Origin of the sequence: Brevibacterium marinum (genome assembly GCF_011927955.1) — a bacterium.
Lineage (GTDB): Bacteria > Actinomycetota > Actinomycetes > Actinomycetales > Brevibacteriaceae > Brevibacterium > Brevibacterium marinum.
Map to the genome: position 1 here is coordinate 794,004 of NZ_JAATJN010000001.1, position 22,493 is coordinate 816,496.

Sequence of the window (22,493 nt, forward strand, 5' to 3'; positions counted from 1 at the left end):
CGTCCTCGAGTGTGCTCGTCCTCAGCCGTCAACGTTCGCAGGGCCCGTGAGGAGACCGAGGCTGCCGAGGTCGTTGCGCAGCTGAGTCGCATCCGTGAAGAGCAGACCGATGTAGCCGAGGCGCTCGGCGGCATCGACGTTCTTCTGCAGGTCGTCGACGAAGACCGTGCGCGCGGGGTCGAGATCGAATCGTCGTCTCAGGAGCTCGAATATCTGCGGGTCGGGTTTGGTCAGACCCTCGCGTCCCGAGACGACGACGTCCTCGAGCTCCCCGATCGCCGGTGCGACCTGGGGTGCATGGTGGAAGGTCTCGGACGACCAGTTGGAGAGCCCGAGGAGGCGGATGCCTGAGTCCCTGAGATCGTCGACGACCTCGGCCATGCCGTCGATCGGACCTGTCAGCGACCGGGGGAACCGGTCGTAGTAGAGCTCGACGATCTCACCGTGGCGGGGATCGGACCCGGCGGCTCGAGCGACGATCTCTGTGATCGGCACTCCGCTGTCGGCCAGCGCATTCAACTCGGGGAAGCCCGCCTCGGCGGCGAAGTCATTCCACTGATCACGGGTCATGCGATCGGACAGCGGCCCTGACGGGTCCCATCCGACGAGGACGTTGCCGAGGTCGAAGACGACGGTGGTGGGGCGGGGGTCGGTCGGTTCTGGCATGGCGGAATCACCTGTTCTATGAGGGTCGGCGGTCTCACCTTAGCAATTGAGCGCGACAGTCATCTGCGGCCGCGGGGGCCGGCCATCACTGCTGTTCGGCAGGAGGTCGCCGACTCACGGGAGCATCGCCCCCGGAACGCCGAAAAGCGTGCGATCGAACTCGGAGCAGGTGACGAACACAAGCTCCAAGCGCGAACACACGCTTTTGGTGAAACTGAAGTCAACTCCGAAGAGTCACGCGTTTCTCAGAGGGCACGAACGCTGGTGGCCTGAAGACCCTTGGAGCCCATCTCCGAGTCGAACTCGACGTTCTGACCCTCGGTGAGCTCGCGGTAGCCGGTTGCTTCAATCGCAGAGAAGTGAGTGAAGACGTCCGCCGAACCATCGTCAGGCTGGATGAATCCGAAACCCTTTTCCGAGTTGAACCATTTCACGGTACCTGTAGCCATAATCTTTGTATCCTTATTTTTAACTGGTGACCACCGGAGCGGTCTTGATGGTCGGACCCTTGTGCAGGCCCGGCTGTTCACACCGACCGAGATCAGGGTTGGTCGACGGTGCCGACCGGTTGATCGTCTGACTGTGTGACTTCTCGCTGGAGGGACTGCGCATTGAACGCAGATCCAACGAAAAACTGGGGAGAAACCGACATTCCGGAATTCGTGCTGATGTGAAGAGTCCTTGTCTCAGGCGAAAGCGGGGACGATCGGTATCGATAATGCACCCGAAGGTGCTGGATGGAAGTCGAAGAACGACTGGATGGAAAAGTCAGAAGTATATGAGAGGCGCGGACGGTAGACACGCGCCAACAGGCAACAGCACGACGCCAAGCGAATCTACCTACGCCTGCGGCACCATACGCTCCGCACGGTCTCGTACGAGAACAATTCAACTCTAACAGAGTGTCTGGGCCATCGGTGCCAGAAAGTTCGGAGAAATCATGTTTAGGATTGTATGCAATCCGCCCCCGACGCAGAAGTGACACTCTATGCAGTACCCCGAAGCCGGTCCTGACCATCAGCAGCTCGGTCCACGACGGCAGCGGCGGCTGGCGATGAAGTACCGTCGGCGCCGCACAGTGGCAGCCGCGGCCGCGATCCTCATCATCGCCGTGCCGGTCACGGTCGTCTCCGTCATGCAGAGCCTGTCGTCGAACATCGCGTCCTCTCCGCTGCGTGCCGGTGACGGTGAAGCGCCCGAGAAGATCACGGACGAACTCAACGTCCTCATCCTCGGCTCCGATACCCGGGCCTTGGGCACCGAGGACTACGGCAGCGGCGATGGTGCGCGCAGCGACGCGATGATCCTCGCCCACATCTCCGACGACTCCTCCCGCATCGACGCCGTCCAGATCCCCCGCGACACGATGATGGACATGCCCGCCTGCCAGGACACCGGCTCCGGCGCTTCGGCGGCCCAGCGGACGATGATCAATTCGGCACTCAATCAGGGCCCGGCCTGCTCGGTCTCCGCGGCCGAGGAGCTCACCGGAGTCCGCGTGGACCACTTCATCGAGGTCAACTTCGACGGCTTCGCCACCATCGTCGACGCCCTGGACGGAATCTCCGTCGACCTCGACGATGCCCTGGTCGACCCCAAGGCGAATCTCGATCTGCCGGCTGGCGAGCAGACCTTGGACGGCACCGAGGCCCTGGCCCTGGCGCGGACCAGGCACGCCGTCGGCGATGGCAGCGACATCTCCCGCATGGACAACCAGCAGATGGTCATGGAATCCATCATCGACCGGGCGAAGAGCTCCGAGGTGCTCTCGCGCCCCGACCGCCTCTACGGCTTCCTCGACGCCGTGACCTCGTCGCTGCGCGTCGATGAGGACCTCGATTCGGTCTCGTCCCTCGGCTCTCTGGCTTCGACCGTGTCCTCGGTGCCGGAGAGCGAGATCACCTTCGCGATCATGCCGTGGCAGGCGGCTCCGGACAACGCGAACCGAGTCGTCAAATCTCCGTCTGCCGACACCGTCTTCACCGCCATCGCCTCGGACCAGCCGATCGACCACCTCGTCGACTGACCCGTCAGCCTCGAAGATTTCCTCGTGACGGTCGAACTCGGGGATCCGCCGGGTGTTCGCGAAGAGAATCAGCGAAGAGAATCAGCCCACTGTCCAGACAGTATTCATGATCTCCGTTTAGACTGCCCTGATGTCTACGATTGAAATCACCAAAGACAACTTCGAGTCATCCATCACCGACAACTCGATCCTTCTTCTCGACTTCTGGGCCGACTGGTGCGGCCCCTGCAAGCAGTTCGCACCCGTGTACGAAGAGGCCTCGGAACAGTACCCGGACGTAGCCTTCGGCAAGGTCGACACCGAGGCACAGCAGGAGATCGCGGGACTCTTCTCGATCTCGTCGATCCCGACCCTCGTCGCCTTCCGTGAGGGCATCGTCGTCTTCGCCCAGCCGGGTGCACTCGCGGCGCCCCAGCTCGAGCAGGTCATCACCGCGGTCAAGGAACTCGACATGGACGAGGTTCGCGCAGAGCTGGCCAAGCAGGAGGCCGAAGCCGAGGGCTCAGACGCCACCGTGGAGTCGGAGGTCACCGAGGCCTCCCCCGAAGCGGGAAATCAGCAGTGACCGAATCCGAACAGACCGCGAACCAGGCAGTCCCCGGCTCCGTCGCGGCCTGGGAGGAGCGCTACTCCGGAACCGAGGAATCGATCTGGTCGGGCAACCCCAACGAGTCGCTGGTCGCCACGGTCAGCGATCTTGCCCCCGGCCGAGTCCTCGACGTCGGCTGCGGTGAGGGTGCCGACGTCATCTGGCTCGTCGAACACGGGTGGGAGGCGACCGGCATCGATCTGTCGCAGACGGCGGTCGACCGGGCCGCTGAAGCGGCCTCGGCGAGGGGCGTCACCGCGAACTTCGAGGTCGGCGACATCTCCACCTGGAATGATCCCGAACCACACCGAGGCGGCTTCGATCTCGTCGTCGGCTGTTTCCTTCACACCCGGTTGCCCGACACCCGGGAAGAGCTCGTCGGGAAAGTCGCCGAGCACGTCGCCCCCGGCGGCGGGCTGCTCCTGGTCTCCCATGCGGAGATGCCGCCCTGGGCAGAGAATCTTGATGAGGAGCTGGGCGAGGGCCTCGGTCACCACCATGAGCCGGTGAGCCCGAACGGGGACTTCGCCCTGCTCATCGGCGGCAGTCCGAAGCGGTGGGAGATCGAACTGGCGGAACTGCGCACCCGCGAGGCCGAAGGGCCTGACGGCGAACTCGCCGAACTCGACGACAGTGTGCTCCTGGCACGCCGGATCACCGACTGAGACAGCCGACGTTCGAGCGTGACCCGAGGGCCACCTCGGCGAATGAGATCACCACATCTCACCTCGTGAAACGCTCCGAAATTACCAGACCGGAATGACCACCACGGCCACTCGGAAGGGCTATGGTTGAGCCATGGCTCGGTTCAGTCCTCTCGAGTGGCCGGTGATCCGGCAGCTGCGTTCCTCCGATGGGTCGGGACGCGGCGAATCTGTGGTGTCCCAGAAGACCCGCGACACCACACCGCGCACCGCGACCGCCGACAAGGTCGTCCAATCCGTCTGCCCGTACTGCGCAGTCGGCTGCGGTCAGAAGATCTTCGTCAAGGACGACAAGGTCGTCCAGATCGAAGGTGATCCGGACTCCCCGATCTCACGAGGACGCCTCTGCCCCAAGGGCGCGGCCAGCGAACAGCTGGTCAATGCCAACGGACGCGTCACCGACGTGCTCTACCGAGCCCCCAAAGCCAAGGACTGGCAGAAGATCGATCTGCACACGGCGATCGACATGGTCGCCGATCGCTTCATCGAAGCCCGCCGCAACCATTGGGAGGACGTCGACGACAAGGGCCACCCGCTGCGTCGCACGATGGGGATCGCCAGCCTCGGCGGGGCGACCATCGACAACGAGGAGAACTACCTCGCGAAAAAGCTCTACACGGCGGCCGGGGCGATCCAGATCGAGAACCAGGCCCGTATTTGACACTCCGCCACGGTTCCCAGTCTGGGAACCTCGTTCGGGCGAGGCGGCGCCACACAACCCGTCCAGGATATGGCGAATGCGGACTGCATCATCATCCAGGGATCCAATATGGCCGAATGCCACCCGGTGGGCTTCCAGTGGGTGACCGAAGCCAAGGCCCGAGGTGCCCGCGTCATCCACGTCGATCCTCGTTTCACGCGCACCACGGCGGTCGCCGATAAGCACGTCCCGATCCGGGCCGGCTCCGACATCGTGCTCCTCGGTGCGCTCATCAACCGTGTCCTGACCGACGGTGCTCACTTCGACGAGTACGTCCGCGCGTACACCAACGCGACGAACCTCATCAGTGAGAACTATCAGGACACGGAGGACCTGGACGGACTGTTCTCCGGCTTCGACCCGGACACGAACTCCTACGACAATTCGACCTGGTCCTACCAGACCGACGAGTCGGGGGCGCCTCTGACCGATGAGTCCCTGCAGGACCCACGCACGGTGTTCCAGATCCTCAAACGCCACTACGCCCGCTACACGCCGGAGATGGTGGCCGAGAACTGCGGCATCAAGCCCGCCGACTTCGAATACCTGGTCGAGTCGGTGACACAGAACTCCGGGCGTGAACGCACCACGTGCTTCGCCTATGCAGTCGGCTGGACGCAGCACAGCCTCGGCGCCCAGTTCATCCGCACCGCCTCGATCCTGCAACTGCTGCTGGGCAACATGGGACGTCCCGGCGGCGGCATCATGGCGCTGCGCGGGCACGCCACGATCCAGGGATCGACCGACATCCCGACCCTGTTCAACCTGCTGCCCGGCTACCTGCCGATGCCCAGCGCCGGAGTCCACGAGACCTTCGAGGACTACGTCGGGGCCGTCGGCACCCCGGAGACCCACAAGGGCTTCTGGGCCAACGGTCGCGCCTACGCCACCAACCTGCTCAAGGCCTGGTGGGGCGATGCGGCGAGGCCGGAGAACGACTTCGCCTACGACTATCTGCCGCGCATCAACGGTGCCCACGGCACGTATCAGACACAGGTGAGGATGCTCAACGACGGTGTCGACGGCTACTTCCTGCTCGGCCAGAACCCGGCCGTGGGATCGGCCAACGGCCGGATGCAGCGCATGGCGATGAGCCACCTGAAGTGGATGGTCGTCCGCGACTTCCGCCTCATCGAATCCGCCACCTGGTGGAAGGACGGTCCCGAGATCGCCAGCGGTGAACTCAAGACCGAGGACATCGATACCGAGATGTTCTTCATGCCCGCCGCCAACCACACGGAGAAGGCCGGCACCTTCACCCAGACGCAGCGCCTCGTGCAGTGGCGGCACAAGGCCGTCAATCCGCCCGGGGACGCCCAGAGCGAACTCGACTTCTTCTTCGAACTCGGCAGGCGCGTGCGGGAGAAGCTCAAGGACTCGACCGATCCGCGCGACCGACCGCTGCTCGACATGACCTGGGACTACCCGATCGACGAGGAGGGAGAGGTCGACCCCGAATCGGTGCTGTCCGAGATCAACGGCTACTACATCGGCGGCGAGAAGGACGGGCAGCCGCTCGACAACTTCAACCAGATGACCGATGACGGCACCACCGCCGGCGGCTGCTGGATCTACGCGGGCATCTACTCAGGTGGTCAGAACATGGCCGCCCGCCGCAAACCCCGTGACGAACAGGACGAGACCGCCGCCGAATGGGCCTGGGCCTGGCCGGCGAACCGCCGACTCCTCTACAACCGCGCCTCGGCGGCGCCGGACGGCTCCCCCTGGTCGGAGCGGAAGAAGTTCGTCTGGTGGGACGAGGAGAGCGGTCGCTGGACCGGCAAGGACGTTCCTGACTTCCCGATCGACCGAGCGCCCTCGGCACGCACTGATCGGCCCTACGGCGGCCCCGCCAACCTTGACGGAGACGACCCTTTCGTCATGCAGGCCGATGGCAAGGGTTGGCTGTTCGCCCCCAGTGGCATGGTCGACGGGCCGATGCCCACGCACTACGAGCCGCAGGAATCGACGGTGGCCAACCCGCTCTACGATCAGCAGAGCTCGCCGACACGCCTGGTCATGAGACGTGAGGACAACCTCTCCGCACCCGGTGCCGGCACTCCCGGGTCCGAGGTCTACCCGTACGTGTTCACGACCTACCGCCTGACCGAACACCACACCGCGGGCGGCATGTCGAGGTGGTTGCCGTACCTGTCCGAGCTGCAGCCGGAGATGTTCGCTGAGATCTCGCCGGAACTCGCCGCCGAGGTGGGCCTTGAGCCCTACGGTTGGGCGACCTTGATCTCCCCGCGGGCAGCCATCGAGGCCCGCGTGCTCGTGACGAAGAGGATGACGCCGCTGAGGATCGGCGGGAGGACCATCCACCAGATCGGTCTGCCCTACCACTGGGGCGTGGGCGGTGATGCCGCGGTCGAGGGCGACTCCGCCAATGACCTGCTGGGTGTCACGATGGATCCCAATGTGTTCATCCAGAACAGCAAATATGTGGCCGGAACGATCATGCCCGGCAGGCGACCACGCGGGCCCGAGCTCGTCGACTTCGTCGAGAAGTACCAGCGCGAAGCCGGGCTGAGTCCCGAATCGGGCAACCAGCTGGTCACGGTCTCCGATGACGTCGTCGCCGATTCTCTCGCCGCGGACTCTGCTGCCAGCAAGGGCGGGCATCCACATCGCGGCGGCGACTCCGCCGTCGGTGTCACCCCAGGACGCACTCTCGGAGGCGAAGTCACGGACAGTGCCGACGACCGCACGGGTCGGGTCGATCTGCAGTCCACCGATGCCGTGGACCAGAACTCGACCGAGACCATCGACGCGAACCGCGCGGACGACGGAGACCCGACCGATGGGGATCCCGACCGCGGTTACGTCGGCACGGATGCCGACAAGGTTCAGCACGGCAACCTCGGCGAGGGTGCGGTCCAGGATACGGTGGACGACAGAGAAGACGAGGAGGAGGACTGATGTCGACTTCGACTGCCCCGACCGATGTGGTTGCCGACGGGCACTGGCACGGCTCCGCACAGCAACGCAAGGGGTTCTTCACCGATACGTCGATCTGCATCGGCTGCAAGGCCTGCGAGGTCGCCTGCAAGGAGTGGAACAACAATCCTCAGGACGGGACCTACGAGCTCCTCGAATCCTCGTACGACAACACGGGCGGACTCGGCGCGAACACTTGGCGCCACGTCGCCTTCATCGAACAGGACGGCGAGCGGATCGAAGCCGCCCGGGAATCGGGACGGAAGCTCGTCAACCTCGGCATGCCCACGATCCGCCCGCGCACGGACGAGTCCGCGGGTGCGCAGCCGCTCGGCGGTGCCCTGGGCGCGGCGGAATCCGGGGCTGCGGGAACGGCCGGCGACGGAAGCGGTCTGCCCTCGACACCACCGATGGGCATCGACCTCCTGGCACCGGGTGCCATGGAGCCCAGCGACCCGGAGGACATCGCCAAGCTCGACAAGACGCCTCCGGACACGGACGACTTCCGCTGGCTGATGTCCTCGGACGTGTGCAAGCACTGCACCCATGCCGGCTGCCTCGACGTGTGCCCCACGGGAGCACTCTTCCGCACGGAATTCGACACCGTCGTCGTGCAGAACGACGTCTGCAACGGCTGCGGAACCTGCGTGGCCGGATGCCCCTTCGGCGTCATCGAACGCCGCGACGACGGCACGATCAACACACCCACCGATCGTGATCGCAGCGCCTCGGACATGGACGTGCCGGACAAGAACACGGCCAACAAATGCACGCTCTGCTACGACCGCCTCGTCGAGGGCCAGGAACCGGCCTGCGCGCAGACCTGTCCGACCGAGTCGATCAAGTTCGGCGGCCATGACGACATGGTCGACAAGGCCCACACCCGCGTGGCCGAGCTCCACGAGAAGGGTCTGACGGAGGCCCGCCTGTACGGCGCGAACCCGAACGACGGGGTGGGCGGAACCGGATCGGTCTTCCTCATCCTCGACGAACCCGAGGTCTACGGGCTGCCGCCGGATCCACGTGTGCCGACGAAGGACCTGCCCCAGATGTTCGCCTCAGCCGGTGTTGCGGCACTCGGCATGGCCGCCGCGGCCGGCCTCGCGTTCCTCGGGAGCCGCCGTCCATGAGCACATCCGAATACGACTCCTACCGCCCACCCGAGCCGGAAGGCGGACGGAAGAAACGCCGCCGAGGCGGGCGACCGGGCGGCGGTCGCGGTGGACCCGGTGGTCGTGACGGCGGTCGTGGTGGTCAGGGTGGTTCTGGCGGCCAGGGGTGGAAGAACCGCGGCGCCGAGGGCAATCGTGAGATGCCGATGGTCGAGGACGTCGAGTTCTCCTCCTACTACGGCAGGCCGATCGTCAAGGCGCCGCCATGGGGCGACGAGATCGCCATCTACCTGTTCCTCGGCGGTCTGGCCGGGGGCTCGAGCCTGCTGGGGCTCGGCGCACAGTTCAGTGACCGTCCGCAGCTGCGGATCGCGACCCGGCTGACCGCGATCACCGCGACTGTGGCCGGCGGAGCGGCGCTTGTCGCCGACCTCGGCCGGCCCGAGCGCTTCCTCAACATGATGCGCGTGTTCAAGGTCAGTTCGCCGATGAGCCTGGGCACCTGGATCCTGTCCGGATTCGGCGTCGGCTCTGGTGTCCTGACCGCCATCGAGGTCGACCGTCTGACCGGGCTGCGTCTTCCGCTCGGCTCTTTGCGCCGTGTCCTGCACGCGATGGAGACTCCCGCCGCGCTCGAGTCGGCCCTCTTCGCCACTCCCTTGGCCGCGTACACCGGAGCGCTGCTCGGCGATACTGCGGTCCCGACCTGGAACGCTGCCGGCCGCAATGGCCTGTCGTACGTGTTCGTCGCCTCGGCGTCCATGGCCGCCGGGGGAGCGGGCATGGTTCTCGCGCCAGTGCGCGAGACCGGCCCGGCTCGTCTGCTCGGACTCGCCGGCGCCGCCGGTGACGTCATCGGCATGAACCAGATGAAGCAGGGCATGCACCCCGCCGAGGTCGACCCCCTCGAAGACGGCGAACCCGGCCGCAAGCTCCACCGGGCGGAGAAGCTGCTCATCGCGGGTGCGGCGGGCACTGCCGCTGTCGAGATCGGGGCCAGGCTGTTCGCGAAGAAGCTGGGCGGCAGTTGGAAGACTCGGGCTGCATTGCGGGCACTCTCCGTCGTCAGCGGTGCGGCACTCGCGGCCGCCTCGGCGTATACCCGCTTCGGGGTCCTCGAAGCCGGCATCGAATCCACGAAGGACCCCCGCCACGTCGTCGAACCTCAGCGCGATCGCCTCGAGGAGCGCCGCGCCCGCGGCATCGTCGACGACTCGATCACAACCGGGGTGTAGGGGCCAGCTGCTGGCTGCACTGCTGCCCGGCGGCTGGCGCTTGGGCTGGCTGCCGGCTGCCGGCTGCTACTCGGGTGTTGTCCGTTGGGCTGGCTGCCGGCTGTTGGCCGTTGGGCCGCGCGCCGGTGTGCTGCTTTGCTCCGCTTCCGGCATCCTCACCGTCAGTGCTACCTACCGTTGGCGCCACCGCCTACAGTCGACGCCATCTCCTACAGCACGCATCACGGCCTACCGACAGTTCGCCGCCATTCACCGTTAGCCTTGAAACACCCCTTTGCAACGCGGTGTTATCGCACGGACGGTGCGGGGTGCATAGCGAGTTGAGGTAGGTGGCTTGTGCATTACGTCTGCCGTAGTAGTCTGGAAGGGCTATGAAGGAATCGTTGCTCAAAGACCGGGGCAGCATGAAAGAGGCTGCCATCGTCGCCATCATGTTTCCGTGCGTGCATTTCGGAATGCACTTGCTCGGCCGGGGCAGCGACGCGTTCTCATGGTGGCAGGCACTGATCGCTGGGCCCGTCGTGGGATTCTTCTACTGGATGTTCCTCAGCGGATTCAGGCGTTTCGCCGCTGAGGACGTCACTCCGCGCTGACGCTGTCGTCAGCTGAGTCGTGCGATTCGCAGCACCGATTGCCTCTCGCTCATGGTCCTCCCCGTCACGGTTCGGGAAGGCATTCGGTGGGCGCCTGTGCTCGCGTCGCCGGGGGCGCCACTCTGTCAGGTTCCGAACCGTCAGTTCCGTGATCGGAGGGGAGCCTGACACCGCGCAGTCCACGACCCACGATGAATACGATGAGCACCCCGATGAGTACTGCTGCGGCATAGACGGTCACTGTTGCCCACGTCCAGGCGTCATGGACGCTGGTGAGCAGCTGTTCTCCTGAGCCTCCGCCTCTCTCAGCGGCGATCGCCGCTGCGGCACCGGGACTGTCGGCGGCGGCAGCCGCCTCGGCGTCTGAGAGCCCGTCAGGTGCGGCAGAACTGAGGTTGAGGCGGTACACGGCAGTCGACAGGCTGCCGAGAACCATGATGCCCAACACGCTGCCCAGGCTCGCACTGATGTCCTGAAGCGCTGAGACGGGGCCGGTCTGCACCCTCGACACGGAGGTGATCACCAGCTGTGCACCGAGAACCATCGGCGGACTCGCTCCCAGTGCGGCGATCGTCATGCCGACGGCGAACAGCCAGGTTGCCGGGTGGGCAATCACCGCGGCCAGGACCACAAGGAGTCCCAAGATGCCGGTGCTTGTCCCCACGGTCATCACCGTTGCCGGGGTGAATCTGACAGTCAGGGCGGGAGTCAGCGCGGTGGCGGCGATCGAGGCGGCCCCGGGGACCGCCAGGACCAACCCGAGTCTGCTGGTCGATATGCCGACCACGATCTGCAGGTGTTGGATGAGGATGAAGTCCGCGGCCATGAAGGCCAGCGGCGACAGCAGGAAGAAGATCATCAGGATGCGCAGCACACGAGAGGCGAACAGACTCAGATCCACCAGGGGGTTGGAGATGCGTCGCTGCCGGCGGATGAACCACCAGCCCAGCACACCGCCGCCGGTGATCGAGAGCATGTAGGTCACAGAGATGCCTCGATCGGCGATCTCCTGGAGGCCGAAGACGATGAGCATCACCGCCGCCATCGAGACCACGACGCTGATGATGTCGATCCTGTCGGCAGTCCTCTCAGTCGCATCGGGGAAGAGCCAGAGGCCGCCCAACACCGCTATGGCTGCGACCGGGACATTGATGAGGAACACCGACCCCCACCAGAAGTGGTCCAGAAGCAGACCGGTCAGCGGCGGGCCCAGTGCCGACCCGACTGGGAATGCGCCCATCACGACTGCGAAGCCGACACTGTGATGACGGGCGTTGGTGAACAGCCACCGCAGCATTGCGAAGGCGGCGGGGCTTGCCGCAGCTGTTGCCGTGCCGATCAGGATGCGGGCGGCCAGAAAGGACTCGGAATCGGGCGCGAACGCCGCCAGTGCTGAACCGATTCCGTAGAGGGTCACTGCCAGCAGCAGCAACCTGCGCGGTCCGATCCGTCCGGTCAGCCAGCCCATGGTGATCAGCGTGCCGGCGGCGACGAGTTCCCCGATGTGCACAATCCACAGCAGTTGGGTCGCCGTCGGTTCGAGATCGGCGGCCACCGGGGGCACTGCTAAGAAGATCGCGGTGAAGTCGGTGGCCATCATGAACATGGGCAGTCCCAACAGCAGCAGTGCGGTCCACTGGCGCCACGTCGGGCGTTCGGTATCAGTCGGCTTCATGGCGGGCTCCTTCGCTCATTCCGTTACGTTACAGATCGTAATGTAATGAAGACGCGTCGCACAACCCCTGGAAGAGGGCTGCGACCAGATGCATCACATATCGCAATGGATCCACGTCTTAGAATGTGGTTATGACGGAATCAGGCGACTCGGCGGAAGCCCCGGCGAGGCAGGGGACCGGAGGGCGGCCTCGGAGCAGGGAGATCGACGATGCCCTGATCACCGCCACATTGGGCACACTCGACGAGGAGGGGTACCCGGGCGTCTCCCTGGAATCCGTCGCCCGACGTGCCGGGACGTCTCGACCGGCGATCTACCGCCGCTGGTCCGGGCGCGCTCCTCTGGTTTTGGCCGCGATCGCTTCTCGGCTGGACGTTCCCACGCCTCCTGACACCGGGTGCACCTTGTGCGACATCGATGAGAGCTTCAACGTGTTCCTCACCTCCTACCGGACCATTCGCCCCGAAACCCTCAGCGCTCTGTATGCTGACTGCGCTCCGGTACCCGAACTCCGAGACCAGTACCTGACCACGATCATCGAACCCGCGCGTTCTGCAGTCGGACAGACCCTGGATCGCGCCATCGCTCGCGGCGATCTGCGAGACACCATCGACCGCAATCTGCTGCTCGACGTCGTCGCCTCCTTGGTTCACTACCGGGCGATGTTCAGTCCCGAGCACCTCGGCGATGCCGAAGCCGGACACGCTCTCGAGGTTCTGCTGCGAGGGGCCGCCGTCGATTACCCCGCCCTGCTGGCCCACAGCGAAGCCCTCGAACAAGAAGGCCTCCAGGGCACCGCCTCCCACCGCCACACAGCTGCGCAGTGAACCGGGCTGTGTCGTGCCTCTCGGTCACGGGATCAGCCCTCTCGGTCGGTATGTAGGTTTCCAACGACCGACCGCAGCCGCTTTCCGTCGCGCTTCACAGCCGGAAGACTCCTGTGTCAGGTGGCTGCTCTCACGTGTTCGCCGTCGATCAGTGCGCGCAGGACGTGAGACGTCAGAAGCTTGTCGGTGTCGTCTTCGAACGGATTGACATCGAGCACGATCAGGTTCGCAGGCCCTCCGGGAGCTATAGTTCCGATCCCGGCGTCGAAGCCACCGGCTGCTGCGCCGTGACGGGTGAGCGAAGCGAGTGCTTCGCGTGGCGTGAAGGCTCGCTCCGCGTGATAGGTTCGCGGCCCCGGCTCAAGCGTGGACCGAGTGGTCAGGGCGATGAAGAGGTTGTGTGTCGTTTGATGGGGGGCGGTGGGGGCGTCGGTTCCGAGCGCGATCCTCACGCCTGCCTCACGCAATGTCTGCCACGGAAAGCCGGTCTCTGCTCGCCTATCGCCCAGCATCGCCATCCAGTTCGCCATGATCGCGGGGTCGCAGTGAACAGGTTGCATTGAAGCGACGACGTCCAGTTCTGCCATGCGAGCAATCGTCCCATTTGTTACCGATTCGAGGTGCTCGATACGAGGACTGCGCGGCTTCTGGCCGTTGACGCGTGCGCATTCATCGACGAGATCGAATGCGATCTCGCTCGCATGGTCGCCGATGGCATGCATGGCGAGGTCGAGGCCGTGCGCATCAGCCGACACGGCGACTGGAGCCGCAGATTCGTACGACCAGATCGGCTCTGCATGTGTTCCGTCGGCATATGGCTCGCGCATGGCCGCAGTGCAGGCGTCGATGACTCCGTCGAGGATGAACTTGACGCCGACGATTCGAAACCATCGGGATCCCGGCGCAGTGGCGAACTGCTCGCGCATCTGGGCAGCGCGTCTGACGTTGTCGAGGTCTTGTGCCGGATCCCCCGTGGGTCGGAGCAGCCAGTAGCCGGTGACAGGAAAGGGCAGGCGTCCGTCACGGTCGAGGCGACGACGGAAGGCGGCGGCCTCTGCTTCGCCCACTGCCATATCGGTAGCTGCGGTGACTCCGTGTTCGAGGTAGGTGCGGAAGGCGCTGTCGAGGAATCGATCCCGATCGTCATCGGTCGTCTTGTTTTCTAGATAGGTCCATGCGTGTTCGATCGCTGCATTCTCGAGCAGGAAGCCGGTGGCATTGGCCTGCGCGTCGCGAACGATCTCACCGCCGGGCGGATCCGGTGTCTGCCGGCCGATGCCCATCGCACGCAGCGCAGCCGTATTCACCCAGGACGAGTGCACATCGTTGGAATCGAGGAGGACGGGGATGTCGTCGATCACTTCGTCGATCATGGCAGCTGTGGGTCGATCGCTGGGGAGGGCTTCGAACATCCACCCCGAGCCGAGGATCCAGCAGGCGTCGGGCTGTTCCCGGCGCCTGCGGATCAGGCGTGCCTGGATCTCTTCGAGGCTCGTGCAATCACGCAGCTGCACCTTGTCGAGCGTCTGTCCCAGCATCATCATGTGGGTGTGCGCTTCGACGAACCCGGGTGCGAGGAGGCTTCCACCGAGGTCGATCTCCTCGGCGCTGTCTCCCGCGATGTTGAGCACCGTCGAGCGTTCGCCGACAGCAAGGATGCGCTCGGAATCGATGGCCACTGCTTCATGGATCGGCGCATGTTCGTCGCCGGTGAATACTGCTGCGTTCGTGAAGACAGTGGTCATGATGTCCTTCTGTGTCGGGGTGGTCGGCCTGTGTCGGGATGGTCGGCTTGCGTCGGGCCGGTCGGCTTGCGTCGGGCCGGTCGGCGAGATGTGGTCGAGGAGTGATGATCAGTGCGAGGCCTTCTCAGCGCATCAGTGCGGGGCCTTCTCAGCGCCGAGGTGGCCGAGAGTGCGTTCGACGCTGGTCGAGACTTGAGCGATGAGTATGGTCGGAACGATGAGGAGGAAGCTGATGACGCCCATGGCCACTCCGAAGGTCGGTACCCCCACACGGTCGATGATCCAGGCGCCGATGATCGGGGCGAAGCTCGAGCCGACGATATATGCACCGATCAGCGGGCCCGACCAGTACCCGCGGGCGTCGAGTCCGGCGGCGGTGGCCAGGAAGAGGACGAACGCGAAAGCATAGATGGTGTTGACGGCGACGATGAGTATCGCGAGCGTCTGCGGATCGTCGGTCAGGCCGATCCAGATCTTCGCAGCACCGCCGACGAGAAGTGCGATGGCCAAGGGGATAGCCCGGCCGATCCGTCGGCCGCTGAGGGTGACGATGACCATCGCGCCGGCTCCGACGCCCGCCGCAGCGCTGAGAGCGAATCCCAGGCTCTGCTCGCCCAAGCCCACGGCATCCCCGAGCACGGGAGCAAGGGTCCTTACGGCATCCTCGCTCGTGCCCCAGAGCGGAAAGACGATGAGCACCCCGATGCCTGCGAGAAGCACTCTCCGAGGTGACTTCTTCGGTTCTGCAGCGGTCGCGGCGATGTCGACGGCTGAGAACTCAGGTGTGTTGGGAAGCCAGACGGTGACAGCGAGGCTGAGTAGGGACAGCAGGGCGAGTGCTCCGAACACGGTGATCTGTGCGAGGCCGAGCAGCGGAATCACGGCAAGCACCACCATGACGAGCAGACGATTGACCACGCCGCTTGTGGCACTGACTCGATTGGGGTTCCTCAGAGCGGCGATGGCCGCACCCGAGGTTGAGATCGCAGCGCCGACACCCACCGATCCGACGATGAATCCGGTGACGACCAGGACCGGCTGTGCAACCATGGCCGCAAAGAGGAACCCGATGACGGCGATGACGAGGCCGACGGCGGCGAGGGCGCGACGATGCGCTCCCGCCGCGGCTCGTGAGGTACTGAGGCCGACAAGTGCCGATGCGAAGAGTCCCCAGGTGAGGATGTTGCCTGAAGCGACGACGTCGAAGCCGACCTTCTCGAATACGGACATGATCAGCGGTGCAAGGTTGGCCATCATGAGGCCGGCGAGCGAAACGAGGAAGACCGCGCTGCCGTTTCGAATTCTCAGGGGGACTCGCGGATCGTCGGTCGTCGGCATATCGGACGTGGGTGCGGAAGTCATCTGATGGCCTCTCTGCCAGTGGATGATGGTCGTCAATTAAACGAAAATGTTTCGGTTAACTAGAGTGGTGCCTGCGTCGCGATAGATTGTCAATCAGATCACACCGCCGTCCGATAGGGAGACCGCTGCATGGCTCGACCGGTATCACCGCTTCTCAGCCGGGAGAAGATCGCGCATGCCGCGATCGAGATGGTTGACGCAGGAGACGAACTGAAGATCCAGCCCCTGGCCAAGAAGCTCGGGGTCAGTCTCTCTTCGCTCTACCATCATGTGGACGGCCGCGAGGGGATCATCCACGCCATGCGTGAGGTTCTCAGCAGCGAATACGAATTCACTCCTCCACGAGGTCGGTCATGGAAAGCGGCCCTGAAGAATGGGGTGAGCGCGCTGTATCGGCTGTACTCTGACCATCCGCGCGTGATGATCCATCTTCTTGGTGTCACGATCCGCGAACCCGAGACATTGCAGCTGTACGAATCGCTGGTCGAGATCCTCCGACGATCCGGACTGCCCGACGACGAAATCCTCACCACACTGGAGGTTGTCGATGCGTTCGCATTCGGAGTCGCTCTCGACGCCCTATCGCCGACGACGATCTTCGCGCCGGAGGATCCAGGTTCTCCGATTGCTGAGCTTATGATGGCCCACCCAACAGGCAGTGAGCGCAACGAGCTGCTTTACAAGCGGGGGCTCGACATCATCATCGCGGGAATCGAATCGCGGACGCCGTAGGTCGCCGGTCTCCATCGCCCGGCTGGGCGTTCGTATCCCGTACCGTCAGCGCCGAAACCACTCACCGCATAGGTTGTTCATGGCACTGACGGTGTGAGGTGCGAAGCACGTCACCGCACGTGAACGCCGGACCCCACGACGATCTCCCCGATGACCGGGTGACCCGGCAGCTCACCGACGACGAGCAGCCCGCCCGAGGTCTGTGCATCGGCGAGGAGGAGCAGATCATCTTCGCTGACCGAGTCTTCGGCGCTGAGACTGGGCCGCACCCAGTCGAGGTTGCGACGGGTTCCGCCGGAGACGTAACCGGCCGCGATCGACTCATCGACTCCGCCGAGGCGGGGCACCGCGGCCGCGTCGATGACGGCACCGACTCCCGAGGCACGGCACATCTTGAACAGATGGCCGAGGAGTCCGAAACCGGTGACGTCTGTGGCCGCCTTGACTCCGGCCGTGACGGCAGCCTGAGCGGCATCGGCGTTGAGGGCGGTCATCGTCGCCACCGCCTCCTCGATGCTGTCGCCTGTGGCCTTGTGACGGTTGTTGAGGATGCCGACGCCGATGGGTTTGGTCAATGTCAGGGGCAGACCCGCCTCGGCGGCATCGTTGCGCATGATCGCATCCGGATGGGCAATGCCGGTCACGGCCATGCCGTACTTCGGTTCGGGATCGTCGATCGAGTGCCCACCGGCGACGGGACAGTTGGCCTGAGCTGCGACATCGAGTCCGCCGCGCAGCACCTCTGTCAGCAGCTCCATCGGGAGCTTCTCACGTGGCCAGCCGACGAGGTTGATCGCGGTCACCGGCGTCCCGCCCATCGCGTAGATGTCGGACAGTGCGTTCGCTGCCGCAATCCGACCCCAATCGTAGGCATCGTCGACGACCGGAGTGAAGAAGTCGGCCGTTGAGAGCACCGCGAGATCCTCGCGCACGCGGACGGCAGAGGCATCATCGCCGTCGTCGAGGCCGACGAGGACGTCGGGGCCCGACTGCCCGGACTGTCCGGTCAGTCCCTTGACCGCGTCCTCGAGCTCGCCCGGCGGGATCTTGCAGGCGCAGCCTCCGCCGTGGGCGAATGAAGTCAGGCGTTCCGGGGTGGCAGTCATACCGCGAGACTAACACCCAGGTGAGGCCGGTGCGAGGCGTATCCATGGACCTTGCTGTGAGTGCTCATCCGATCGGTTCGGTACCTCTGATCGGCTCGCTAGCCCACCCTGTCGGCGGCGACCACCGCGAGGTCGCGATGCTGCCACGTCACCCTCGGAGCCAGTCCTGCCGTATTCATCCAGTCGAGCTGCTCAGCCAAGGAACTCGGGGTGTCGACGACCCCATCGATCGGAGTGACGACGTCGGCAGGGTCGGGCGGGACGACGAGATCGGCGAGCACGAACCTGCCTCCGTCGACGAGAACCGTGCCGATTCGCTTGAACAGATCGGCCTTGCCCTCACCGTCGAGGTGATGCACGGCCAGAGTCGACATCACGAGGTCGAAGGGGCCGTCCGGCAGCGGAGCTTCGAGTCGCCCGTGTCCCAGCGTTGTGCGTTCAGGACCGAGAACCTCGGCGGCTTCGTCCAGCATCTCCTGACTCGCGTCGATGCCATGGATATGGCCTTCGGGCAGCGCCTCGGCGACCCATTTGGCCGTCAGCCCGCTGCCCACGCCGAGGTCGAGGATCGTACGCGGACTGACTTCAGCGACCGCCGCGACAAGTTCCGTCTGCAGGCGCGGATAGTCGGGAATCTCATCGGCCATGACGTCGAGATAGGTGTCCGGATCCCAGGTGAAATCAGCCATGATGCCTCCGGTTTCAGACTAGCACCTGCGGGGCCCGAAGGTGTCCGCGACGATGCGACACAAGCACACAAGGGGACGGTGATCGAGACCCGGGCTACGGGGTAGGATTTCAGGCGGAGGCGTCCGAGTCCTGGTGGGCTCCCCGGTCTTCAAAACCGGTGAAACCGAGTATCTCGGTTTGGCGGGTTCGATTCCCGTCCGCCTCCGCCACCAGCATCGTCGACGTCGCCGCACCTGAAACGTCCGCAACAGGGCCCGATCGCAGTGAAGGAGAGACCATCTTTGGACGATACGGATCCGCGACGCAGCATTCCGCGCACCGATCGCCTCCTCGCACTGCCTGAGGTCATCACCGCAGGTGAAATCCTGAGCCAGTCGACGATCAAGGCAGTCATCTCCGAAGTTCAGTCCGCTGCCCGGACCCGTGAGATCCCCGTCGCCGAGGTGGTCCCCACCATCATCTCTCGCCTGAGTTCTCGTTCGGCTTCCTCCCTGACCCCGGTACTCAACGCCACGGGAATCATCGTCCACACCAACCTCGGCCGGGCGCCTCTGTCCGAGTCTGCACAACAGGCTGTGATCGACGCTGCCGGATATGTCGACGTGGAGATGGATCTGGAGACGGGACGCCGCAGCAAGCGGGGGACCGGTGCAAAGCAGGCGCTTCTGCGCGCCTGCCCGGGGGCCGAAGACGCACTGGTCGTCAACAATGGTGCCGCTGCGCTGCTGCTTGCGGTGACCGCGCTGCGTGGGACGAAGGCTGCGGGTCGCGGCGGTGAGGCCGGAGCCGGCAGCCCAATCGGTGGCGGCGAAGTCATCGTCAGCCGCGGGGAACTCATCGAGATCGGCGCGGGGTTCCGCCTGCCCGATCTCATGGCGACGACCGGATCCCGGATCCGGGAGGTGGGGATGACGAATCGCACCCATCTCGACGACTACGCACAGGCGATCACTGCCGACACCGCGAGCCTGCTCAAGGTCCACACGAGCAACTTCCGCGTCGAAGGTTTCACCGCCGCAGTCGAGATCGCGCAATTGCGCGGACTCGCCGACGAACACGACCTTCCGCTCATCGCCGACCTGGGCAGCGGACTGTTCGAACCCGACCCGTCCCTGCCCGAGGAGCCCGACATCGCCGGTGCGCTCGCCGCCGGAGCCGACGTCGTCATCGTCAGCGGTGACAAACTCCTCGGCGGTCCACAGGCCGGCCTCATCCTCGGCCGCAGTGATGCCGTGCAGGCGATCGCGAAGCATCCCCTGGCCAGAGCGATGCGCACCGACAAGCTCACCCTCGCCGCGATCGAAGCCACGGTCGCGAACACTCGGAACCCGGTCCATGAGGCTCTGCACATCGACGTCGACCGTCTCAGGGATCGCACCGAGCGCCTCGCCGGACTCGTCTCCGGCACGGTCGTCGGCCACGACGGACGGGTCGGCGGTGGGGGAGCCCCCGGCGTTCCCTTGCCCGGCTGGGCCGTCGAACTGCCCGAGGCGCTCGCCCGGGTGCTCCGCCTCGGCGACCCTGCAGTCGTCGCCAGGGTTCATCAGGGGCGATGCCTCATCGACCTGCGCTGTGTCCCTGAACATGATGACGACCGAATCGCCGAAGCGGTGAACCGTGCCCGCGAGACGACACGGAGGCACCTCGGCGGAATCGAACCGGGCGATGCTCGCACCGACCACCTCGGCGGTCATGGTGCGGACCATGACGAGGACGGTGCGGACCGTCAGGACGATGCGGGTCTTGGCGACCATGCCTGAGATGTACGTCGTCGCGACCGCCGGCCACGTCGATCACGGGAAGTCCACCCTGGTCAACGCCCTGACCGGCATGGAACCCGACCGCTGGGCCGAGGAGAGGAAGCGAGGCCTGACGATCGACCTCGGCTTCGCCTGGACGACCCTGCCATCCGGACGGGAACTCGCGTTCGTCGACGTGCCCGGGCATGAGAAGTTCCTCGCGAACATGCTCGCCGGTGTCGGCCCGGCCCCGATCGTGTGCCTCGTCGTCGCCGCCGACAAGGGCTGGCAGGCCCAGTCGAGCGACCACCGGGACGCGATCGCCGCTCTCGGGATCACCCGTGGGCTCGTCGTCATCACCCGTGCGGACATCGCCCCCGAATCGGTCGCCGCGACCGAAGCCGAAGTCCGAGTCCAACTGCAGGGCACACCGCTGGCCGATGCCCCTGTGCTCACCGTCTCCGCAACGACTCGGGATGGTCTCGAGAATCTCGTCGCAACGCTCGACGCAGTCACCGCCGAGGCGCCGGCACCCGATTCCGAGGCCCGCCTGCGGTTGTGGGTCGACCGCGCCTTCACGATCACGGGCGCCGGCACCGTCGTCACCGGCACGCTCACCGCCGGAACTCTGCGCACGGGCGACCGCCTGCGCTTCGTCGGTGAGACCACCTCGGACTCGACCGCAGTCCGGGGGCTGCAGAGTCGGAATTCCTCCGCCGAGGTGGTCGTCCCCAGCGCTCGTGTCGCCGTCAACCTGCGCGACGTCGCGGCCGACGACATCCACCGCGGCGACGCCCTCATCGCCGCTGATTCGTGGCCGATCGTCGAGGTCATCGACGTGCGCCGCACCATGGGTCAGCCACTCGACGAGGGAGTCCACGGACTCATGCTCCACATCGGAACCGCGGCCGTGCCCGTGCACATGCGGCCCTTCGACGCCGACCACGCCCGACTGACCTTGGATCGTCCGCTGCCGCTGCAGGTCACCGACCGGATCGTGCTGCGCAGCCCCGGCAGCCGCATTGTCTTCGCCGGAGTCGTCATCCTCGACGTCGAGCCGCCGGAGCTCGGCCGCAGAGGTGCAGGCACCCGGCGTGCCCGTGAACTGACCGGTCGACCTGAGACCGGAGACATCCTCGCCGAGGTGGCCCGTCGCGGCGCCGTCGAACGGACACAATTGGAGCGCTTCGGTCTGTGCGTGCCCGAGGTGGTGTCTGAGACGGTGTCCGATCCTGTGGCCGATGGCGAGACGACCGCCGGATTCGCCACCGCCGGCGAATCCGGCGGCTTGCCCGATGACATTGAGGAGGTGGCCGGCGGGTGGCTCGTCCACCGCCCGACGCTGAATACGTGGGTCACAGCCGCACAGAAGGCTGTGAGGACGCGGCTGGCAGCGGAACCTCTGGCGGCCGGTGTTGCGGAGAAGGCACTGGCCGAGGAGCTGCGACGCTTCGACCCTGCTCTGCCTGACGCCGCACTGTCGCGCGGAAGCCGGGGTGGCACGCGTGGCGGGGGAGCCGGCTACAGCCAGGAGCTCGTGGCCGCGATCGCCTCCCGCGCCGGCCTCGAAACGGTCAGGGGTATGGTTCGCCCGCCCGGACACACTGCTGATCTCGGCCCCGCCGAGCCCGGCGTCGCCGAACTCGAACGCCGCCTGAGCGTCAACCCCTTCGCCGCACCTGAGGCCGACGACCTGCGAGAACTCCGACTGGGAGTGCGGGAGCTCGCGGTCGCCGAATCCGCGGGACGGCTCCTGCGCCTCGGCGACGGTGTGGTTGTCTCACCGCGGACACCGGCACAGGCGATGAGACTGCTCGCGGGACTGGATCAGCCGTTCACGACCAGCGCGGCGAGGAAGGCCCTGGGCACCACACGTCGCGTCGTCATTCCGCTGCTCGAGCACCTCGACGGTCGCGGCTGGACCCGCCGCATCGACAACACAACACGCGAGGTCGTGCGGTAGGGCCGGAATGAGGTCGGCGGTCGGAATGAAGGACTGGACGGCTCCGGCGGCATCGGCTGCCTGAGCGGAGCCTGACCCACTCCTGCGAG

General features: G+C 65.5%; 17 protein-coding genes, 1 tRNA gene and 1 pseudogene. 12 read left to right on the plus strand and 7 right to left on the minus strand.

From position 1 onward, the window contains the following. Positions 1–21: 21 nt before the first annotated feature. Both BKA07_RS03485 and BKA07_RS03490 read right to left on the minus strand, forming a co-directional pair. The gene (locus tag BKA07_RS03485) at positions 22–666 is read right to left on the minus strand and encodes an HAD family hydrolase (RefSeq protein ID WP_167949665.1); all 645 of its coding nucleotides are present in this window, start codon (positions 664–666) and stop codon (positions 22–24) included. 245 nt (positions 667–911) lie between these two features. Continuing rightward, positions 912–1,115 (minus strand): cold-shock protein, encoded by a 204-nt coding sequence (locus BKA07_RS03490; RefSeq protein ID WP_167949666.1) that lies wholly within the window; start codon positions 1,113–1,115, stop codon positions 912–914. A gap of 539 nt (positions 1,116–1,654) precedes the next feature. Between BKA07_RS03490 and BKA07_RS03495 the strand changes: the two genes are divergently transcribed. The 7 genes and pseudogenes from BKA07_RS03495 to BKA07_RS03530 all read left to right on the plus strand — a co-directional run bounded on the left by BKA07_RS03495 (position 1,655) and on the right by BKA07_RS03530 (position 10,565). Then, entirely contained in the window at positions 1,655–2,692 is a 1,038-nt protein-coding gene (locus tag BKA07_RS03495; RefSeq protein ID WP_167949667.1) for an LCP family protein, read from the plus strand. Positions 2,693–2,822: 130 nt separating this feature from the next. Beyond that, a complete protein-coding gene (trxA, locus tag BKA07_RS03500) occupies positions 2,823–3,257 on the plus strand; it encodes a thioredoxin (RefSeq protein WP_167949668.1) in 435 nt (144 codons plus the stop codon). Further along, positions 3,254–3,946 (plus strand): methyltransferase domain-containing protein, encoded by a 693-nt coding sequence (locus BKA07_RS03505; protein WP_167949669.1) that lies wholly within the window; start codon positions 3,254–3,256, stop codon positions 3,944–3,946. Before trxA ends, BKA07_RS03505 begins: the two co-directional genes overlap by 4 nt. Positions 3,947–4,079: 133 nt before the next feature. Continuing rightward, a pseudogene (gene fdnG / locus BKA07_RS03515) lies at positions 4,080–7,301 on the plus strand (formate dehydrogenase-N subunit alpha); the annotation flags it as partial. 305 nt (positions 7,302–7,606) lie between these two features. After that, complete coding sequence (locus BKA07_RS03520; protein ID WP_167949671.1) at positions 7,607–8,755, plus strand: 4Fe-4S dicluster domain-containing protein; 1,149 nt, start codon at positions 7,607–7,609, stop codon at positions 8,753–8,755. After that, a complete protein-coding gene (gene nrfD / locus BKA07_RS03525; protein ID WP_167949672.1) occupies positions 8,752–9,972 on the plus strand; it encodes an NrfD/PsrC family molybdoenzyme membrane anchor subunit in 1,221 nt (406 codons plus the stop codon). The genes BKA07_RS03520 and nrfD overlap by 4 nt, the downstream gene beginning before the upstream one ends. Positions 9,973–10,343: 371 nt before the next feature. Next, complete coding sequence (locus BKA07_RS03530) at positions 10,344–10,565, plus strand: hypothetical protein (protein WP_167949673.1); 222 nt, start codon at positions 10,344–10,346, stop codon at positions 10,563–10,565. 64 nt (positions 10,566–10,629) lie between these two features. On the opposite strand, the gene BKA07_RS03535 is transcribed toward BKA07_RS03530, so the two are convergent. Beyond that, positions 10,630–12,240 (minus strand): MFS transporter, encoded by a 1,611-nt coding sequence (locus BKA07_RS03535; protein ID WP_167949674.1) that lies wholly within the window; start codon positions 12,238–12,240, stop codon positions 10,630–10,632. 131 nt (positions 12,241–12,371) lie between these two features. Here BKA07_RS03535 and BKA07_RS03540 point away from each other — a divergent pair, with 131 nt between their 5' ends. Further along, complete coding sequence (locus BKA07_RS03540) at positions 12,372–13,067, plus strand: TetR/AcrR family transcriptional regulator (protein ID WP_167949675.1); 696 nt, start codon at positions 12,372–12,374, stop codon at positions 13,065–13,067. A gap of 116 nt (positions 13,068–13,183) precedes the next feature. Here BKA07_RS03540 and BKA07_RS03545 read toward each other — a convergent pair whose 3' ends face one another. Together BKA07_RS03545 and BKA07_RS03550 are read right to left on the minus strand one after the other, a co-directional pair. Further along, positions 13,184–14,812 carry an amidohydrolase gene (locus tag BKA07_RS03545; RefSeq protein WP_167949676.1) on the minus strand — a complete coding sequence of 543 codons (1,629 nt, stop codon included), beginning with the start codon at positions 14,810–14,812 and terminating at the stop codon, positions 13,184–13,186. Positions 14,813–14,944: 132 nt separating this feature from the next. After that, on the minus strand, positions 14,945–16,174 hold the full coding sequence (locus BKA07_RS03550; RefSeq protein WP_167949677.1) for an MFS transporter: 1,230 nt from the start codon (positions 16,172–16,174) through the stop codon (positions 14,945–14,947). 129 nt (positions 16,175–16,303) lie between these two features. On the opposite strand from BKA07_RS03550, the gene BKA07_RS03555 reads away from it, so the two are divergent. Then, positions 16,304–16,906 carry a TetR/AcrR family transcriptional regulator gene (locus BKA07_RS03555; protein ID WP_167949678.1) on the plus strand — a complete coding sequence of 201 codons (603 nt, stop codon included), beginning with the start codon at positions 16,304–16,306 and terminating at the stop codon, positions 16,904–16,906. Between the two features lie 110 nt (positions 16,907–17,016). Here BKA07_RS03555 and selD read toward each other — a convergent pair whose 3' ends face one another. Together selD and BKA07_RS03565 are read right to left on the minus strand one after the other, a co-directional pair. Further along, the gene (selD, locus tag BKA07_RS03560; RefSeq protein WP_167949679.1) at positions 17,017–18,012 is read right to left on the minus strand and encodes a selenide, water dikinase SelD; all 996 of its coding nucleotides are present in this window, start codon (positions 18,010–18,012) and stop codon (positions 17,017–17,019) included. Positions 18,013–18,110: 98 nt separating this feature from the next. After that, positions 18,111–18,701: a class I SAM-dependent methyltransferase gene (locus BKA07_RS03565; RefSeq protein ID WP_167949680.1), complete on the minus strand. Its 591-nt coding sequence runs from the start codon at positions 18,699–18,701 to the stop codon at positions 18,111–18,113. Between the two features lie 115 nt (positions 18,702–18,816). Here BKA07_RS03565 and BKA07_RS03570 point away from each other — a divergent pair. The 3 genes from BKA07_RS03570 (at position 18,817) to selB (ending at position 22,404) form a co-directional block, all read left to right on the plus strand. After that, positions 18,817–18,911, plus strand: a tRNA-Sec gene (locus BKA07_RS03570). A 72-nt stretch (positions 18,912–18,983) separates the two neighbouring features. After that, positions 18,984–20,462 (plus strand): L-seryl-tRNA(Sec) selenium transferase, encoded by a 1,479-nt coding sequence (gene selA / locus BKA07_RS03575; protein WP_167949681.1) that lies wholly within the window; start codon positions 18,984–18,986, stop codon positions 20,460–20,462. A 1-nt stretch (position 20,463) separates the two neighbouring features. Then, positions 20,464–22,404 carry a selenocysteine-specific translation elongation factor gene (gene selB, locus BKA07_RS03580; RefSeq protein WP_167952836.1) on the plus strand — a complete coding sequence of 647 codons (1,941 nt, stop codon included), beginning with the start codon at positions 20,464–20,466 and terminating at the stop codon, positions 22,402–22,404. The last annotated feature ends 89 nt before the right edge of the window (positions 22,405–22,493 follow it).

Bases quoted from the DNA above. Each gene is read 5' to 3' on its own strand.
- trxA (WP_167949668.1), top strand. From the start codon at position 2,823: ATGTCTACGATTGAAATCACCAAAGACAACTTCGAGTCATCCATCACC.
- nrfD (WP_167949672.1), top strand. From the start codon at position 8,752: ATGAGCACATCCGAATACGACTCCTACCGCCCACCCGAGCCGGAAGGC.
- BKA07_RS03535 (WP_167949674.1), bottom strand. From the start codon at position 12,240: ATGAAGCCGACTGATACCGAACGCCCGACGTGGCGCCAGTGGACCGCA.
- BKA07_RS03490 (WP_167949666.1), bottom strand. From the start codon at position 1,115: ATGGCTACAGGTACCGTGAAATGGTTCAACTCGGAAAAGGGTTTCGGA.
- BKA07_RS03550 (WP_167949677.1), bottom strand. From the start codon at position 16,174: ATGACTTCCGCACCCACGTCCGATATGCCGACGACCGACGATCCGCGA.
- BKA07_RS03540 (WP_167949675.1), top strand. From the start codon at position 12,372: ATGACGGAATCAGGCGACTCGGCGGAAGCCCCGGCGAGGCAGGGGACC.
- selD (WP_167949679.1), bottom strand. From the start codon at position 18,012: ATGACTGCCACCCCGGAACGCCTGACTTCATTCGCCCACGGCGGAGGC.
- BKA07_RS03520 (WP_167949671.1), top strand. From the start codon at position 7,607: ATGTCGACTTCGACTGCCCCGACCGATGTGGTTGCCGACGGGCACTGG.
- BKA07_RS03530 (WP_167949673.1), top strand. From the start codon at position 10,344: ATGAAGGAATCGTTGCTCAAAGACCGGGGCAGCATGAAAGAGGCTGCC.
- BKA07_RS03565 (WP_167949680.1), bottom strand. From the start codon at position 18,701: ATGGCTGATTTCACCTGGGATCCGGACACCTATCTCGACGTCATGGCC.
- BKA07_RS03495 (WP_167949667.1), top strand. From the start codon at position 1,655: ATGCAGTACCCCGAAGCCGGTCCTGACCATCAGCAGCTCGGTCCACGA.
- BKA07_RS03545 (WP_167949676.1), bottom strand. From the start codon at position 14,812: ATGACCACTGTCTTCACGAACGCAGCAGTATTCACCGGCGACGAACAT.
- selB (WP_167952836.1), top strand. From the start codon at position 20,464: ATGTACGTCGTCGCGACCGCCGGCCACGTCGATCACGGGAAGTCCACC.
- BKA07_RS03485 (WP_167949665.1), bottom strand. From the start codon at position 666: ATGCCAGAACCGACCGACCCCCGCCCCACCACCGTCGTCTTCGACCTC.
- BKA07_RS03555 (WP_167949678.1), top strand. From the start codon at position 16,304: ATGGCTCGACCGGTATCACCGCTTCTCAGCCGGGAGAAGATCGCGCAT.